This is a genomic window from Xanthomonas sp. NCPPB 4037 (genome assembly GCF_041475695.2).
In the GTDB taxonomy this organism is placed as follows: Bacteria; Pseudomonadota; Gammaproteobacteria; order Xanthomonadales; family Xanthomonadaceae; genus Xanthomonas; species Xanthomonas campestris.
This window is the reverse complement of sequence record NZ_CM191261.1, coordinates 3,964,000-3,980,943: the sequence shown is the minus strand read 5'-3', so window position 1 is coordinate 3,980,943 and position 16,944 is coordinate 3,964,000. Positions and strand designations below refer to the sequence as shown.

Below are 16,944 nucleotides of genomic sequence, written 5' to 3'. Positions count from 1 at the left end.
CATTCCCCCAACGACTTAGCGAGCTGAGCCCATGTCCATTGTCCGCATGACCGACCTCGATCTTTCCGGCAAGCGCGTGCTGATCCGCCAGGATCTCAACGTACCGATCGACAACGGCCAGATCACCTCCGAACAGCGCATCACCGCCTCGGTGCCCACCATCAAGCTGGCGCTGGAAAAGGGCGCCGCGGTGATGGTGACCTCGCACCTGGGCCGCCCGAAGGAAGGCACCTGGAGCGAGGAAGATTCGCTGGCGCCGGTGGCCGCGCGTCTGACTACCCTGCTGGGCGTGGACGTGCCGCTGGTGCGTGACTGGGTCGATGGCGTGGACGTGGCGCCGGGCCAGGTGGTGCTGCTGGAAAATTGCCGCATGAACGTGGGCGAGGGCAAGGATGACGAAGCGCTCGCGCGTAAGTACGCCGCGCTGTGCGATGTGTTTGTCATGGATGCCTTCGGCACCGCGCACCGTGCGCAGGCCTCCACGCATGGCGTGATCCGGTTCGCGCCGGTGGCCGCCGGTGGCCCGCTGCTGATGGCCGAGCTCGACGCGCTGGCCAAGGCGCTGGACAACCCGGCCAAGCCGCTGCTGGCGATCGTGGCCGGCAGCAAGGTTTCGACCAAGCTGGAACTGCTGGCCAACCTGGTCAACAAGGTCGACCAGTTGATCGTCGGCGGCGGCATCGCCAATACCTTCATCGCCGCGGCCGGCCACGACGTGGGCAAGTCGCTCAGCGAGCCGGACCTGATCCCGACCGCCAACCAGATCGTCGCCGATGCCAAGGCACGCGGCGCGGAGATTCCGCTGCCCACCGACGTGGTGGTGGCCAAGCAGTTCCTGCCCGATGCCGAGGCGAGCGTGAAGTCGCTCGACCAGGTGGATGCCGACGATCTGATCCTGGACATCGGCCCGCAGACCGCGGCGCACTATGCCGAGCTGATTGCCAACGCCGGCACCGTGGTCTGGAACGGCCCGGTCGGCGTGTTCGAGTTCGAGCCCTTCAGCCATGGCACCGAGATCCTGGCGCGTGCCATCGCCGCGTCCAAGGCGTTCTCGATCGCCGGTGGCGGCGACACGTTGGCGGCCGTGGACAAATACGCCATCGCCAAGGACGTCACCTACATCTCCACCGGCGGCGGCGCGTTCCTGGAGTTTCTGGAAGGCAAGACCCTGCCGGCGGTTGCCGCGCTCGAGGCCCGCGGGCAGTGAGTGCAGCCACACTGTTCTTCGATCTGGACGGCACGCTGGTCGACTCGGAACCCGGCATCGTCGGCAGCATCGTGCATGCCTTCGACGAGGTCGGTCAGCCGCGGCCTTCCCCGCAGACGTTGCGCGCCTGGATCGGCCCGCCGCTGCGTGACAGTTTCAGCGAGCGCTTCCCCGAGGATCCGGACCTGGTGCAGCGCGCGCTGGCCGCCTATCGCGCCCGTTACGACGCGGTGGGCTGGACCGAGCTCAGCGTGTTCGACGGCATTGGCGATGTGGTCACCGGCCTGCACCGTGCCGGCCACCGGCTGGCCGTGGTGACCTCCAAGAACGAGCGCTACGCGCGCCGCATCGTCGAGCACCTGCCGTTCGGGGTGTGTTTCGAAGACGTCATCGGTGCCAGCGAAGATGGTGCGCGCCGCTTCAAGCCGGATTTGATCGCCGAAGCGCTGCGTCGCCTGCAGATCGACAAGACCGGCTGCGTGATGATCGGCGACCGCCGCATGGATATCGACGGTGCCAACCACCACGGCATCCACAGCATCGGCGTGTTGTGGGGCTTCGGCGACGAAGAAGAACTGCGCGCTGCCGGCGCCGGTGCACTTGCGCACACACCAGCCGAGTTGAGCGGGCTGATCCGCGGCTAGCGCGGCGCGTCTTCACTGCCACCGGCGTACGGTGGCGACCCGCAGCGTGCGGCCGTCCGCGGCTACACGCTGCGAAAGCGTACGTACTGTCCCGCACTGTCTGTGAGACATGCCGGAAAAGGAGGGGGGCTATGCCGCAATGCCATCCTCGGTACGTGACGCGTGTGTTAAGTTTCGCGGCTTTTACAGGGAGGCCATCATGAAAGAACGTCAACGCCGCACCAAGATCCTCGCCACGCTGGGACCGGCCACGGATCCGCCTGGTGTGCTGGACGCCTTGTTCAAGGCGGGCGTCAACGTGGTGCGCCTCAACTTCAGCCACGGCGACCCGTCCGGCCAGGCCAAGCGCGCTGCCGAAGTGCGTGCCGCCGCCGTCCGCGTCGGCGCCGAAGTGGGCATCCTGGCCGACCTGCCGGGCCCGAAGATCCGCATCGAGCGCTTTGCCGAAGGCAAGATCAAGCTGACCATGGGCGATCGTTTCGACCTGGTGGCCGATGTCAATGCGCCGGCCGGCGATCAGCATCAGGTGGGCGTGAGCTACCTGGGCCTGCCGCAGGATGTCACCGCCGGTGACGTGCTGCTGCTCGACGATGGCCTGGTGCAGCTGCAGGTCACCGACGTGCAGGGCGCGCGCATCGTCACCACCGTGCTCAACGATGGCGTGTTGTCCGACCGCAAGGGCCTCAACAAGCAGGGCGGCGGTCTGTCGCTGGGCGCGTTGACCGAGCGCGACAAGGAGCTGATCGGCATCGTGGCCAAGATCGGCGTGGACTTCATCGCGGTGTCGTTCTGCCGTAACGCGCAGGACATGCACGACGCCCGCCAGATCGCCCAGCAGCACGGCTGCGATGCCCAGTTGGTGTCCAAGATCGAGCGCACCGAAGCGATCGAGAACCTGGTCGAAATCGTCGAAGCCTCCGACGTGGTGATGGTGGCGCGTGGCGATCTGGGCGTGGAAATCGGCGATGCCGAATTGCCGGGCCTGCAGAAGAAGATCATTCGCGAGTCGCTGGCGCAGAACAAGGTGGTGATCACCGCCACCCAGATGCTGCAGTCGATGGTGGAAAGCCCGATCCCGACCCGCGCCGAAGTACTCGACGTGGCCAACGCGGTCATCGACGGCACCGATGCGGTGATGCTCTCGGCCGAAACCGCTGCCGGTGCGTACCCGGTGCGTGCGGTGGAAGCGATGGCGCGCATCTGCCTGGGCGCCGAGCACCAGTTCGAGTTCGATACCGACTTCGAAGCGGCGCAACGCAACCTGCAGCGCGCCGATCAGGCGATCGCAATGGCGACCATGTTCCTGTCCGAGCACATCGGTCTGGGCGGCGTGGTGGCGTTGACCGAATCCGGCGGCACGCCGCGTTACCTGTCGCGCTTCCGTTCCAACATGCCGATCTATGCATTCACCCGTCATGACGGCGCGCGTCGCCAGATGGCGATGATGCGTGGCGTGTTCCCGATCGGTTTCGACAGCCGTGGCCTGACCCCGCGCGAAGCCGCGCGCGCAGCGATCCGCCTGCTGGTGGAAAACGAGCGCATGGGGCCTGGAGACCGCGTGGTGTTCACCAGCGGCGAGCACATGGAAACCCATGGCGCCACCAACACGCTGCGTCTGCTGGAAGTGGGCGAAGACGGCCGCGCCAGCGGTCTGGGCGAGCTGTAGAACACCTAGCGGTGGGCGGGCGTCGTGCATGCACACATGTGCGACGCGCCCCACGCAGCCTGCAGTGACACGACGGCGGCCATGTGCCGCCGTCGTGCTGTGTGGCCGATGCGCTTGCCTCGCTTGCCCATGCCGCACCCTGCGATGCACGTCTCCGCAGCGTGGCTGACGGACATGTGCATGCAATCTCGCGGCCCAGCTGTGGTGCAGGCTGCACAGGGCATGGGGCCGATCAGAGATAAACGCCGCGTTTGATGCCCTTCCAAGCCATTGGCGTTTGCATGCCGCGACTGCCGCATCGACGTGAGCTACGGCGTGCGGCCAGGCGCGCTGCACGCCGTGATGCGAGCCCTGCCACAGATCGCGCAGCACGCTGCAAGGTGTAATCGGTTGCAGGCATTCCGTGAAGGAATGTCTACGACTTTCGTCGCTATACTTTCGTTCTCCCCCGCAGCTGCCACAGGAACTACATGAGCATCGAACAGCTTGCCGAAACCGCCCAGGCCATGGTCGCCCCGGGCAAGGGCATCATCGCCATCGACGAATCGACCAGCACGATCGCCAAGCGCTTTTCCGGCGTGGGCATCGAGAACACCGAAGAAAACCGTCGTGCCTACCGCGAACTGCTGCTGACCACGCCCAAGCTGAGCGATTACATCTCCGGCGCCATCCTGTTCGACGAAACCATCCGTCAGAAGACCAAGGACGGCGTGCCGTTCGCCAAGTACATGGCCGACCACGGCATCATCCCGGGCATCAAGGTCGACAAGGGCGCGCAGCCGCTGGCCGGCATGCCGGGCGAGCTGGTGACCGAAGGTCTGGACGGCCTGCGTGCACGTCTGGAGGAGTACTACACCCTGGGCGCGCGCTTCGCCAAGTGGCGTGCGGTCATCAACATCGGCGAAGACATTCCGTCCGGCACCTGCATCGAGGCCAATGCGCATGCGCTGGCCCGCTATGCCGCGCTGTGCCAGGAACAAGGCCTGGTGCCGATGGTGGAGCCGGAAGTGATCATGGACGGCGACCACGACATCGAGACCTGCTACGAAGTCACCGAAGCCACGTTGCGCTCGCTGTTTGGTGCGCTGTATGAGCAGAACGTTGTGCTCGAAGGCACCATCCTGAAGGCCTCGATGGTCATCTCCGGCAAGAGCTGCGAAGAGCAGGCCAGCGTCGAAGAAGTGGCCGAGTCCACCGTGATGTGCCTGAAGTCGACCGTGCCGGCGATCCTGCCGGGCATCGTGTTCCTGTCCGGCGGCCAGACCGACGAGCAGTCCACCGCGCACCTCAACGAGATGCATCAGCTGGGCAACCTGCCGTGGCCGCTGAGCTTCTCGTATGGCCGCGCGATGCAGCAGGCTGCACTGAAGCTGTGGTCCAAGGACATGACCGGCAACTATGCCAAGGCGCAGCAGATCATTTACGAGCGCGCCAAGGAAAACGGCCTGGCTGCACTGGGCAAGTGGAAGGGCTGATCCGCCGCTGAGGCTGCATCATGCACACAAGACGCCGGCCGTGAGGCCGGCGTCTTGTGTTTGGGTTCGCCAATTTGGATGGCGGGCAGCTTTTGTCGCGACGCTTGCGTTTGCGGCGCGCGCCCATCGGTGATCGCGCGACCGTTGCCCGCACTGACAGACACGCGTGGCGAACTACGGCACCTGCACCTGCACGCAAGCTACGTCTCAAGTAAGACGGCGCCTGCACGACGCAAGACACATCGCCGTTCCGCATCTTTGGGAAGCAGCTCGCTTGCACTCGTCTCGCTCACGCCGCAGCTGTTTCCTGCGTGCATGTGCATGGGGCAGCACAAAGTGCATCACAAGCAAGACTGTGCCGCGTACAAAGCAAGACAAGCGCCCTGCGGCGCCTGTCTGGAAGGATCACGCTTGCAGTCGTTGCACTCAGGCAGCAGCAGTTTCCTGCGTGGCGAGCGCCTGCTGGTAGGCCTTGTAGGTCGCTTCGTTATAGGCCACCAGCACGATGTGCTTGGGCACTTTGTGCGAGCGCTGCCAGTCGCGGGTTTCAGTGACGGCAATGCGTGCCGCCTGGTACAGCGGGTATCCGTAGATACCGCAGCTGATAGCCGGAAACGCAATCGAGTGCAGCATCATCTGCTCGGCCAACTTCAGCGACTGCCAGTAGCAGTTGGCGAGCTGTTCCGGTTCGTTGTGCTTGCCGTCGCGCCACACCGGTCCCACTGTGTGGAAGATGTGCCGCGCTTTCAGGTCGAAGCCATCGGTGATGCGGATTTCGCCGGTGGGGCAACGCACGCCTGGGCGCACTTCCGGCAATGCCTCGCAGGCCTCCAACAGGCGCGGGCCTGCGGCGCGATGGATCGCACCATCGACGCCACCACCGCCCAGCAGTGATTCGTTGGCCGCGTTGACGATGACGTCAACGTCGAGTTGGGTAATGTCGCCTTGCCAGACTTCGATTCTCATAGCGCGATAGTTATGGGATTTGCATGATGAGCGCGTGATGGATCAGGCGCTGCGGGACGCTCACGCTACGGGCCATTCATCTCACACGATGCGACCACATGGCGGGCTGCGCCGAAGGACCTGCAGCGTGCCAAACGCGCTGTCTGCAACGTGTCGCGATGACGATTGGTCTGGCCTATGACAGGCATCGAAGCGGCATGCTGAAACGTGCCAAATACGACGAAAGGCAGGCATCAATGCACCTTGGTAGCGTGCGAATTCAGGCGTTGAAAGAGTGCGATGCCAGAGTGCTTACAGTGCGTCGACTGTCGGCGTCATCGCCAACAGCGCTGGCAATCGATTCGCTCAATCAAAACCAGTGTGGCGCGCGCCCGTAGGTTCAAGGCCAATGGCGAACGCATGCGCAGTAATCGCCACAGACGCGGCCGAACTCGTCGCGCACGCGCGCTTGTCCGATGGAATTACAAACCGTCGCGAGACTACACGGCAGCGTACGCCGCTAGGCTCAAAGCCAGCGGCGTACGCGGGCGCAATAATCGCTGTAGGCGCGGCCGAATTCGTCGCGCAGGCGTGCTTCTTCGAACGGGATGACCAACCACTGCAAGGCCAGCCAGGGTAGCGGCACCAGCGCCACCGCCACCGCCCACAGCAGGCCCAGTTGCAGGCACAGGCCGATGTAGCTGAGGACCAGCGCCAGATACATCGGGTTGCGGGTGAAGCGGTACGGGCCGTCCAGCACCAGCCGCGAGGGATGGCCGCTGGGCATGATGGTGGTGCGTCGGCGCGCGAACAGGATGAAGCAGCTCACCGCCAGCGCGAGCCCGGCGCAGGCGATGACGCCGCCGGCCAGCTCGATCCACGCCAGCGGTGTGGGGGCGGGCAACGGCAGCGCAAAGGCCTGCTGTAGCCAGGCGCCGACGCCCAGGGCAAGCGCGAAATGCGCCGGGGAGGTCATCTTCACCAGCCATGGCGCCCGCCCGCTGCGGGTATCGCTGTGTCCATACGGCCGGTTACTCACGCCTTCTCTCCCTGCAGAACAACCGCCATCGTAACGTTTCCTTGACATCGGCGGGAGGGCGCAGCGCCCCGGCACGACGCAAATTGCAGGACACTTCATGCCAAAGGCCGCGCTGGCGGGCGCGGCCTTTGGGAAGAAACGCTGACGTCACGCTGCCTGCGATCAGGGCAGGCCGGCCAGCCAATCGTCGTCGGAGCCTTCGTTGATGTCGGCGAACAATGGCGTGGAGAAGTAGCGCTCGCCGGTATCCGGCAGCATCGCCAGGATCACCGCGCCCGGCACCGCGGTTTCGGCCACCCGCAGGGCAGTGGAGACGGTGCCGCCGCCGGAGATGCCGGTGAAGATGCCTTCTTCCGCGGCAAGCCGCCGAGCCACGCTGATCGCGTCGGTGTCTTCCACGCTGAGGATTTCGTGGGCGACCTCGCGGTTGAGCACCTCCGGCACGAAGTCCGGCGTCCAGCCCTGGATCTTGTGCGGCTTCCAGTCCTGGCCTTGCAGCAGCGCGGCGCCGGCCGGCTCGGTGGCGGTGATGCGCACTTCCGGGCGGGCCACGCGCAGTACTTCGCCCACGCCGGTGAGGGTGCCGCCGGTGCCCCAGCCGGTCACGAAATGGTCCAGCCGGTGGCCGGCGAAGTCGCGCAGGATCTCGGCGGCGGTGGTGTTGCGGTGGTAGGCCGGATTGGCGGGATTGGCGAACTGGCTGGCCAGGAACCAGCCATGTTGTTCGGCCAGTTCCTTGGCCTTGCGTACCATGCCGCTGCCGCGCTCGGCGGCCGGGGTCAGGATCACCTTGGCGCCGTAGGCGCGCATCAGCTTGCGGCGCTCGATCGAGAAGGTTTCCACCATGGTGGCGACGAACTTGTAGCCGCGCGCGGCAGCGACCATGGCCAGCGCCACGCCGGTGTTGCCGGAGGTGGCTTCCACGATGGTGTCGCCGGGCTTGAGCAGGCCGCGTTGTTCGGCGTCCAGGATGATGGCCAGCGCCAGCCGGTCCTTGACCGATCCGCCCGGGTTGAACGACTCGACCTTGACGTACAGGGACACGTGGTCCGGGGCGAGGCGGTTGAGTTTGACCACCGGGGTGCGGCCGATGGTGTCGAGGATGTTGTCGTACAGGGCCATGGGGTCTCCGTCGGAATCAGGCTGCGTGGGCGAGTGTGGGCGCGTGGGGCGTTGCGATGGGTGAGTGCGCGGGCTTGCCGGTGAGCGGCGCGGCGCCGAACCAGTGCAGCGACTGCGACAGCGCAGCGACGTCGCCCAGGATCAACAGTGCGGGCGAGCGCACCGCATGCAAGCGCGCGGTGGCGGCCAGCTGCGACAAGGGGCCGGTGACCACGCGCTGTTCCGGGCGCGAGCCATTTTCGACCAGTGCAAATGGCGTGTCTGCGGCGCGGCCGGCCTGCAGCAGGCGCTGCTGGATGCTATCCAGGCCGGCCACGCCCATGTAGAAGGCCAGCGTCTGCCGCTCCTGGCCCAACGCGTACCAGTCCAGCGTGTCCAGCGAATCCTTGCAGTGCGCGGTGATCAGGCGCAGCGATTGCGCATGGTCGCGGTGGGTGAGCGGGATACCGGCGTAGGCGGCGCAGGCCACTGCGGCGGTGATGCCGGGCACCACCTGGAAACCGATGCCGTGCGCGTGCAGGAATTCGAGCTCTTCGCCGCCGCGGCCGAACACGAACGGGTCGCCACCTTTCAGGCGCACCACGCGCCGCCCGGCGCGCGCATGTTCGAGCATCAGCGCATGGATCTGCTCCTGGCGCGTGCTGTGGCCTTGGGCGGATTTGCCCACTTCGATGCAGCGCGCTGCGCGCTGGGCCAGACGCAGGATCTGCGGGCTGACCAGGCGGTCGTACAGGATCACCTCGGCCTGCCGCAGCGCGCGCACCGCATTGCGGGTGAGCAGGCCGGGGTCGCCCGGGCCGGCACCGACCAGCGCCACACTGCCGGGCGTGAGGGTGAGGCGGCTTGCTGCAGGCGATGGTTCGCTGGCGATGGGCGGCAACGCTGCGGCTGCGGGAGCGACTTCATGGGTCAGCAACCGTTGCGCACCGGCGGCGCTGCGCAGGGCAGCGTTCACTGCCAGCACATCGCTGGCCGCAATGGTCAGCCAGACCGGCTGGTCCGGCAGTGCCAGCCACTGTGGGTCAAAACTGCCCGTCAGCCAGCGCACCTGCCCGGACTGCGCCCAGCCGCGCAACGCGGGTGTCAGTTCCGGCGCGCCCACCAGCGGCACTGCGCCGGCCTGCAGCAGGCTGGCGGTGGCGCGTTCGGCAGCGCGGCCGCCGCCGACCACCAGGACGGCACGGCCACGCAGATCGGCAAGGAGCGGGAACAGGGCAGTCACGGACCGGGGGCTTCGAGGAGAGGGCCAGACCGTAACGCCGGGCTTATAGCCGTCGGAAATGACTTCATGCGTCCTAAAAATAGCGTTCGGTTATAAGCTGGCCCGCCGAACTCCTCTACAGTCGAAGCCCTTGTAGCGCCTCGCGCTTTTTTGGACATAAGCCCATGACGCTGACCCAACTTCGCTACCTGGTGGCCATCGCCGATGCCGAGCTGAACATCACGCTGGCCGCGGCGCGTGTGCACGCGACCCAGCCGGGCCTGTCCAAACAGCTCAAGCAGCTGGAGGACGAGCTGGGCTTTTTGCTGTTCGTGCGCAAGGGGCGCAGCCTGGATGCGGTGACCCCGGCCGGCGTGGAAGTGATCGAACGTGCCCGCGCGGTGCTGTCCGAAGCCAACAACATCCGCACCTACGCCGCCAACCAGCGCCGCGAAAGCCAGGGCCAGCTGACCTTGACCACCACCCATACCCAGGCGCGCTTTGTGTTGCCGCCCGCGGTGGCACAGATCAAGCAGGCCTACCCGCAGGTGAGCGTGCATCTGCAGCAGGCGGCCGAGAGCGCGGCGCTGGATCTGCTTAGCCAAGGCGATGCGGACATTGCCGTAGTCAGCACCGCGGGCGGCGAGCCCACGGCCGGCATCGCGGTGCCGCTGTACCGCTGGCGCCGGTTGGTAGTCGTGCCGCGCGGGCATGCGCTGGACACGCGCGTGGCGCCGGACATGCAGGCGCTGTCCGCGCACCCGCTGATCAGTTACGAATCCTCCACGCGCGCCGGCTCGTCGCTGCAGCGGGCGTTTGCGCAGGTGGGCCTGGAGCCGAGCATTGCGCTGACTGCGCTGGATGCGGACCTGATCAAGACCTACGTGCGTGCTGGCCTGGGCGTGGGGCTGGTGGCCGAAATGGCCGTCAGCGCCAACGACGAGGATCTGCGCGCATGGCCGGCCCCGGCGCCGATCGCCGAGTGCATCGCCTGGGCGGTGCTGCCGCGCGACCGTGTGTTGCGCGATTACGCATTGGACCTGGTGCATGTGCTGGCACCGCAGATCGACAAGCGCGACCTGCGCCGGGTGCTGGACGGCAACCAGGCGCCGAACTGGCCGCTGCCGCCGACCTGGGAAGCGCTGACCCAGACCATCACCAGCTGATGCCGGAATCGGCCCGTGTCGCTGCGCGCGAACGCGTTGCGGCAGACGCGCGCGGCCGGTGGCATGCTGGCTGCCTCAACCAACGAGGTGCGCCATGACAGCAGTGCTTCGCCCGGCGCTCAGCCGTGTGTGGTCACCTGATGCGGACGGCGGCATGCAGCTGGAGCTGTGGGCCCATGTAGAGGGCCGCGACCAGACCGTGCTGACGGTGTTGGCCGATCCGCAGGACGAATCGCTGTGGGTGGGCGTGCAACTGGGCGATACGCGCCTGCAACTGCCGTTGGTGATCCTGCGCCAGGCACTGGAGGCCGCCGATGCCGAGGTGCATTCGGCGGCGTGGTTCGCGCGTCAGGATGAGGGCGTGTCGGAGATCTAGCCGGCAAGCAGGAGGGCGTTGCCTGCGGGTGTCGCGGCAGCGGGAGTAGTGATTGCGCTGCCACTTGGCGGCGATCACATCAGGGCGCGGCGGTCCTTGCTAATGCTGCACTGCAGCGCACTGAAAAATCATAATCTCTTTGGGAATCAATGGCCTGCAAACACCGCGCTGCATCAGCACAGCCTCGCTGTCGGTGATTTCCCCTCGCGCTGTCAGGGCCGTCAAGGCGGCGTCGGCCAGAGCCATCAAGTTGGGCCTGGCGATGTCGTAAACCCTTATAGCAACCATGCACGACACTCCCGGACGTCTAGGGGTGGACGGCGCAGGGCCGGCCCGGCATCCATCGCTTGTTCGGTCTGTTCGGAAGGTCGTAGAGGTTGCTGGCGCTGTCGTTCGCCATCGCGTGTTGCGCGACTTGAACGACTGGCGCACCCGGGTCCCTGGGGAGAGACCTGGCGTGCTTGGTGGCGGATCCGGGACGGGAGCCCGGGTCCGCCATTTTTTGTTCAGGCCTGCGGAATGGTGACCGAAAAGCGCGTGCCGCCACTCGGGCGCGGGCGCACTTCGACCTGGCAGCCCAGCGTTTCGGCGGTGCGATGCACGATCCACAAGCCGATGCCCAGGCCGTCGCTGCCCGGGTCGGCCTGGCGGAACGCCTGGAATACGTCTTCGGGATGCTCCAGATTCAAGCCGATGCCGCTGTCGATGACTTCCACCACCGCATGGCCGGGACGGCGCCGGCAGCCCACCAGCACCTGGCCGCGTTCGGTGTACTTGACTGCATTGCCGACCAGATTGCCGATCAAGGTGGTCAGCAAGGTGGAATGGCTGCGCACGCGCAGGGAGGTGGGCACATGCCGCAGCGCCAGGCACTTGTCCCTGGCCGGCTGGCGCCACACGCCGAGCACCGCGTGGATCACGTCTTCCAGCGCCAGCGGCTGCAGATCCGGGCTGGCCGACTTGCTGGCCGCCGCCAATGCGGCCAGTTCGTCCAGGCTGCGCGCCACGGTGCCGATCGCATCGCGTGCGGTGACCAGGGTGGGAATGGTGTCCACGTTGGCATGCCGGCGCATCTTGTCGATGGCATAGGCGGCCGTGCGCAGGGGGGTCTTGAGATCGTGGCCGGCGATGGCCATCAGACGGCTGCGGTAACGGTTGGACTCTTCGGCGATCAGCAACGCGCGGCGCAACTCCAGCTGGGCCATGGTCTGGCGGGCCAGCGCGCGCAATGCATCGACCTGTTCGTCGGTGAGCTGGCGTGGTTGCCGGTCCAGCACGCAGACCGTGCCCAGCGGCAGGCCGTCCGGGGTCTTGAGCAGCGCACCGGCATAGAAATACAGCGGCGATTCGCCGGTCACCAGCGGGTTGCGCGAAAAGCGCGCGTCTTCGCGGGTGTCGGGCACCACCAGCACGTCGTTATCGAGCAGGGCATGCGCGCACATCGACTTGAACAACGGTGTCTCGCGTTCGCCCATGCCACGCTCGCTCTTGAACCACTGCCGGTCCGCATCCACCAGGCTGATCAGCGCGATCGGGGTCTGGCAGATGATCGAGGCCAGCTTGGTGATGTCCTCGAAGGCGGCCTCGCGCGGGGTGTCGAGGATGCCGTAGCTGCGCAGGGCCTGCAGGCGCAGGGCCTCGCTCGGCGGCTTGGGCGCACACGGCAGGGGCTCGGCCGCTGGATCGGACAGGACAATACTCATGCGCGCACGGGTCAAAGTGATAGGCGCCAAGCATAGGGCATGGCTGTGCCCGGATTGTGTGCACCGCAGCCCGTCCAGGCGATCGCTGCCGGTGGCGGCATGGGTAAGGGTGCGACATCGCGTCGCGCACCGGCCGCGACCATCGCCGGTTGTGATGCACCGGCTTACACTCGCCGGATGCTCCGTTCGCTCCGCCACCACCGCGTGTTGCAGTCGCTTGCCGTGCTGGCGGTTGCGCTGATGCTGGTGGCGCCGCTGATCAGCCGCTGGTGCCAGCTGCCACTGGCGCAGCCGATGTGCACCAGCCAGGCCGCTGGCGCTGCGGCATCTGTGCATGCCGGGCACCACCCGATGCCGGGCATGGGCGCAGCGCAGCACCACGCCATGGACGCGCCCGCGTCCCAGCACGCGGCGCCTGCGCAGGACGCCGGCGCGCATGCCGATGCGTGCGATTACTGCGTGCTGGCAGCGCGTCTGTTGGGCGCGCTCGCGCTGGTGGTGCTATGCCTGTTGCAGCTGCGGCCGAGCAAGCCCGCTGCCCCGACGCGGACGCATGCATGGCGCGCGCTGCGCTGGCCGGCGCTGGGCGCACGCGGGCCGCCGCTGCCCGCCTGAGGCTGGGCAACGCGCGAGCGTCCGCTGTTCTTTCCGTATTGGCGTGCGCCACCTGCTGGCGTGCGCGAGGCGTGCTGTGCACGCGATGGCGGCTGCCGCGCTTTCTCTTCCGTTGACCGTGCGGCCCTTGCGGGCGTCGCGTGCGGTTGCGTTGTCCGTGCACGCACGGCAGAGGGTGTGACATGCGAGTGTGGTGGTTGAAAGCGATGTGGTCCGCGCCGTCGTTGGCGATGGCATGCGGGATGGCGGGTCATGCACAGGCGCAGGACGCCGCATTGACCCTGGGCAAGGTGCAGGTGAGCGCGCAGACCACGCGCGGGCAGAGTGCGGCGAGCGTGTTGAGTTCGGTGGACGTGATCGGCGGCGCGTTGCTGCACGATCAGCATGTGGACTACAGCTGGGAGCTGCTGATGCGTGCGCCCGGCGTACAGGTCACCCCATTCCGCATGGGTACCGACGCGGGGCGGTTTTCGTTCCGCGGCTTCAATGGCGAGGGGCGGATCAATGCGGTCAAGCTGCTGATCGATGGTATTCCCAGCAACGATAATGCCGGCGGCATGCCGTATCTGGATGCGGTGTTTCCGCAGGATATTTCGGCTATCGAGATCGTGCGCGGCACCAACGATGCGCGCTACGGGCTGCATGCCATCGCCGGCAGTGTGGACGTGCTGACCCGCACCGGTGGCAACGACGGGCGACTGAGCGTGACTGCCGGCAGCTTCGGCGCGCGCGAAGTGCAGCTCGGAAAGGGCATCGAGCGCGGCGCCTGGAGCCAGAATTACGTGGTGGCCTGGCGCGATTCCGACGGTTACCGCGATCACGCCGATGCACGCAAACGCAGCGTGGCCGGCAAATGGTTTTACACCGACCCGGGCGGCGCGTTTCGTGCCGGGCTGACCACCCGCTATTACGACAACCACGCAATGGAAGCCGGGTATCTGGATGCGGCCAGCGCACGCGCCGCACCACGCAGCTCGCCCGCGTATGCGCAGGACGATCGCAGCGAACGCACGCTGCGCCAGACCGCGCTGCATGCGGACGGCACGCTTGGCAGCGACACGCAGTGGAGCGCCAAGGCCTACCGCAACGCGTACCACAACCAGCGCTGGGTGCGTTTTTCCGAAGCCGGCCTGCAACAGGAACGCGACACCGACGAGACCCACCGTGGCGTGCTCGTGCGCGGCAACTGGCAGCCGGGCTGGCAGGCGCTACCGACCACGCTGGAGGCCGGCCTGGACGTGCAATGGCAGGACAACCAGTCGCAGCGCTACCGCACCATGGCACGCGTGCGCAGCGCGCAGTTGCGCGACTGGGATTACGACCTGCGCACGCGCGGCGCCTACGTGCAGGCCGTGCTGAAACCGACCGAGCGATTGCAACTGGTGCCCGGCTACCGCATCGACCGCGTCGATGGCGAGCTGCGGGATCTGCGCGCCGGCATCACTGCGCCAAGCTACGACTACGGCACCATCAAGCAGCCCAAATTCAGTGCCAGTTACCGGCTTGCCGGGCAGAGCAGCGCCTACGCGAATTGGGGGCGCACCTTCCAGATCGGCACCGGTGATGGGGCGTACCGCCGGCAGCCCGGCAACCTGGGCCCGTCGATCAACGATGGCTGGGAAGCGGGCTTCAAGTTCGCGCCCACCGCCGTGCTCGATGGCCGGCTGGCGTATTGGGAACAACGCGCGTCCGGCGAGGTGGCCACCATTCTGGGTGTGAATGGTGTGGCCGGCGTGGGCGATGTGGCCAACGTCGGGCGTACGCTGCGGCGTGGCTGGGATGCGCAGCTCAACCTGCAGCCGGCCGAGCACTGGCGTGCGTGGCTGTCGTATTCGCGGCAGAAGGCGAGCATCGCCACGCCCGATCCCAGCGCGCCAGCCACGCGCGGCCGCGAGATCGAAAACGTGCCGCATTGGCTGGCCACCGCGGGCGTGGAGTGGCAGCTCACTCCGGCGTTGCAACTCAGTGCCTGGGGCAATGCACAGGGCGACTATTACCTGGAGCGCACCAACACGCTGGGGCGCACCGGTGGCTATGCCCTGCTCAATCTTGGCGCGCGCTGGGCCGTGGATGCGCGCAATACGGTGTCGCTGCAACTGCGCAATGCCACCGACCGCAGCTATGTCTATGCCTGGTACGACAGCGGCAGCTCGGGCTATTCGCCGGGTGACGGCCGTGCACTGTCGCTGTCCTGGGATTGGAGTTTCTGATGTCAGTCTCCGCGACCCAGCATGTTGCCCCCGTGGCCGCTGCCGACGAGACCGCGCAAGGGCGTCGTTGGCGCTTGTACCGCGCGGTGTGGCGCTGGCATTTCTACGCCGGATTGCTGGCGCTGCCCTTCATTGCCTGGCTGGCGCTGACCGGTGCGGCATTCCTGTATCACGATGCTATCGACCGCATGGCCCATCACGCATTGAAAGTGGTGCCGGTGGGCCCGGCGCGGTTGCCGGCGCAGCAGTTGGTGGATGCCGCGCAGCGTGCGCAGGCGGGGACGGTGTTTCGCTACACCACGCCCGACCGTGCCGATGCCAGCGCCGAGATCGGCGTGCTACGCACCGGTGGTGCGCGCGAGGTGGTGTACGTGGACCCGTACAGCGCGCGTGTGCTGGGCATGCTGCCCGAGCATGGCACGCTGGCCTGGACCATTCGCCGGCTGCACAGCCTGGACCTGCTCGGTCCCCTCGCGCGTGGCCTGATCGAAATGGCCGCGGGGTGGGCGATTGTGCTGGCGCTGACCGGCGTGTACCTGTGGTGGCCGCGCGGCCGCCGCAGCGGGATGGTGAGCGTGCGTGGCCGTCCCGCGCAGCGGGTGTTCTGGCGCGACCTGCACGCGGTCACCGGTGCCGGGGTTGGAGCGGTGCTGCTGTTTCTGGCCCTGACCGGCATGCCGTGGTCGTGGCTGTGGGGCGCGCAGGTCAATCGCTGGGCCAACGGACATGATTTCGGTTACCCGACCGGGCTGCGCGTGCAGTTGCCGATGTCGCAACAGCGGCTCACCGACAGCGGCGAGCCGAGCTGGTCGTTGCGCCAGGCACGGCTGCCGCAATCGACGCTGCCATCCGACAGACCGATGCCGATGGCCATGGGCGCAGCGGATGCCATGGCACCGGCGATGGCGCATGCCGCGCATGCCGAACACAGCGAACACGCTGCACGTGCCGCACACGTTGCGCGTGCCTCACAAACCGATACCGCGCATGCCGAGCACGCCGCGCATGGCGGCGGCAGTGGCTTGGGTGAAGCGCCAGGTGTCGGTGCCCTGGGGCTGGATGCGGCGCTGGCGCGTTTCGATGCGCGCGGCATCGCAGCCGGCTATAGCGTGGCGCTGCCGCGTGGTGCCAGCGGCGTGTATACCGCTTCGGTGTATCCGGACGATTTGCAGCGGCAGCGGGTGATCCATCTGGATCAATACAGCGGCGCGGTGTTGCTGGACATGCGCTACCGCGATTACGGACCGCTGGCGCAGGCGCTGGAATGGGGCATCAACGTGCACCTGGGCCAGCAATACGGCACCGCCAATCAACTGCTTTTGCTGCTGGCGTGCGCGGCCATCGTGTTGCTGTGTGTCAGCGCGGCGGTGATGTGGTGGAAGCGCCGCCCGGTTGGCGGCCTCGGCGTGCCGCCATTGCCGGCCGATCCGCGCACGCTGCGCGGCGTACTGGCGCTGTTGGTGCTGTGCGGGCTGCTGTTCCCGCTGATGGGCGCATCGTTACTGCTGTTGTGGGCGTTCGATCATTACTGGAGCGTGCGCAGGCTGCGGCGGTGAGGCGCCGGCCTGCGCACTG

At 67.0% G+C, this 16,944-nt stretch carries 14 protein-coding genes; 9 read left to right on the top strand and 5 right to left on the bottom strand.

The window, feature by feature from the left end:
- Nucleotides 1–31 precede the first annotated feature (31 nt).
- The 4 genes from ACCQ01_RS17615 to ACCQ01_RS17600 all read left to right on the top strand — a co-directional run bounded on the left by ACCQ01_RS17615 (nucleotide 32) and on the right by ACCQ01_RS17600 (nucleotide 4,992).
- Nucleotides 32–1,207 carry a phosphoglycerate kinase gene (locus tag ACCQ01_RS17615; RefSeq protein WP_228424102.1) on the top strand — a complete coding sequence of 392 codons (1,176 nt, stop codon included), beginning with the start codon at nucleotides 32–34 and terminating at the stop codon, nucleotides 1,205–1,207.
- Nucleotides 1,204–1,851, top strand: a complete 648-nt coding sequence (locus tag ACCQ01_RS17610) for an HAD family hydrolase (protein WP_115530992.1) — start codon at nucleotides 1,204–1,206, stop codon at nucleotides 1,849–1,851. Before ACCQ01_RS17615 ends, ACCQ01_RS17610 begins: the two co-directional genes overlap by 4 nt.
- 199 nt (nucleotides 1,852–2,050) lie before the next feature.
- On the top strand, nucleotides 2,051–3,517 hold the full coding sequence (gene pyk / locus ACCQ01_RS17605; RefSeq protein WP_014508780.1) for a pyruvate kinase: 1,467 nt from the start codon (nucleotides 2,051–2,053) through the stop codon (nucleotides 3,515–3,517).
- A gap of 470 nt (nucleotides 3,518–3,987) precedes the next feature.
- Nucleotides 3,988–4,992 (top strand): class I fructose-bisphosphate aldolase, encoded by a 1,005-nt coding sequence (locus ACCQ01_RS17600; RefSeq protein WP_012437525.1) that lies wholly within the window; start codon nucleotides 3,988–3,990, stop codon nucleotides 4,990–4,992.
- A 426-nt stretch (nucleotides 4,993–5,418) separates the two neighbouring features.
- On the opposite strand, the gene ACCQ01_RS17595 is transcribed toward ACCQ01_RS17600, so the two are convergent.
- The 4 genes from ACCQ01_RS17595 to cobA all read right to left on the bottom strand — a co-directional run bounded on the left by ACCQ01_RS17595 (nucleotide 5,419) and on the right by cobA (nucleotide 9,320).
- Nucleotides 5,419–5,958: an O-acetyl-ADP-ribose deacetylase gene (locus ACCQ01_RS17595; protein WP_012437526.1), complete on the bottom strand. Its 540-nt coding sequence runs from the start codon at nucleotides 5,956–5,958 to the stop codon at nucleotides 5,419–5,421.
- 505 nt (nucleotides 5,959–6,463) lie between these two features.
- Nucleotides 6,464–6,976, bottom strand: a complete 513-nt coding sequence (locus ACCQ01_RS17590; RefSeq protein WP_228431091.1) for a methyltransferase family protein — start codon at nucleotides 6,974–6,976, stop codon at nucleotides 6,464–6,466.
- Nucleotides 6,977–7,138: 162 nt separating this feature from the next.
- Nucleotides 7,139–8,098 (bottom strand): cysteine synthase A, encoded by a 960-nt coding sequence (gene cysK / locus ACCQ01_RS17585; protein ID WP_011038289.1) that lies wholly within the window; start codon nucleotides 8,096–8,098, stop codon nucleotides 7,139–7,141.
- A gap of 16 nt (nucleotides 8,099–8,114) precedes the next feature.
- Nucleotides 8,115–9,320, bottom strand: a complete 1,206-nt coding sequence (gene cobA / locus ACCQ01_RS17580; protein WP_228431089.1) for a uroporphyrinogen-III C-methyltransferase — start codon at nucleotides 9,318–9,320, stop codon at nucleotides 8,115–8,117.
- Between the two features lie 164 nt (nucleotides 9,321–9,484).
- On the opposite strand from cobA, the gene ACCQ01_RS17575 reads away from it, so the two are divergent.
- Together ACCQ01_RS17575 and ACCQ01_RS17570 are read left to right on the top strand one after the other, a co-directional pair.
- Nucleotides 9,485–10,465, top strand: coding sequence for a LysR family transcriptional regulator (locus ACCQ01_RS17575; RefSeq protein WP_011038287.1), 981 nt, complete (start codon nucleotides 9,485–9,487; stop codon nucleotides 10,463–10,465).
- Nucleotides 10,466–10,559: 94 nt separating this feature from the next.
- Complete coding sequence (locus ACCQ01_RS17570) at nucleotides 10,560–10,841, top strand: hypothetical protein (protein ID WP_228431087.1); 282 nt, start codon at nucleotides 10,560–10,562, stop codon at nucleotides 10,839–10,841.
- A gap of 506 nt (nucleotides 10,842–11,347) precedes the next feature.
- Here ACCQ01_RS17570 and ACCQ01_RS17565 read toward each other — a convergent pair.
- Nucleotides 11,348–12,544, bottom strand: a complete 1,197-nt coding sequence (locus ACCQ01_RS17565) for a GAF domain-containing sensor histidine kinase (protein WP_228431086.1) — start codon at nucleotides 12,542–12,544, stop codon at nucleotides 11,348–11,350.
- 177 nt (nucleotides 12,545–12,721) lie between these two features.
- Between ACCQ01_RS17565 and ACCQ01_RS17560 the strand changes: the two genes are divergently transcribed.
- From ACCQ01_RS17560 to ACCQ01_RS17550, 3 genes are all read left to right on the top strand, one after another.
- Nucleotides 12,722–13,159, top strand: a complete 438-nt coding sequence (locus tag ACCQ01_RS17560) for a DUF2946 family protein (RefSeq protein ID WP_228431084.1) — start codon at nucleotides 12,722–12,724, stop codon at nucleotides 13,157–13,159.
- A 206-nt stretch (nucleotides 13,160–13,365) separates the two neighbouring features.
- A complete protein-coding gene (locus ACCQ01_RS17555; protein WP_228431082.1) occupies nucleotides 13,366–15,369 on the top strand; it encodes a TonB-dependent receptor in 2,004 nt (667 codons plus the stop codon).
- Entirely contained in the window at nucleotides 15,369–16,925 is a 1,557-nt protein-coding gene (locus ACCQ01_RS17550; protein ID WP_228431079.1) for a PepSY-associated TM helix domain-containing protein, read from the top strand. Before ACCQ01_RS17555 ends, ACCQ01_RS17550 begins: the two co-directional genes overlap by 1 nt.
- The last annotated feature ends 19 nt before the right edge of the window (nucleotides 16,926–16,944 follow it).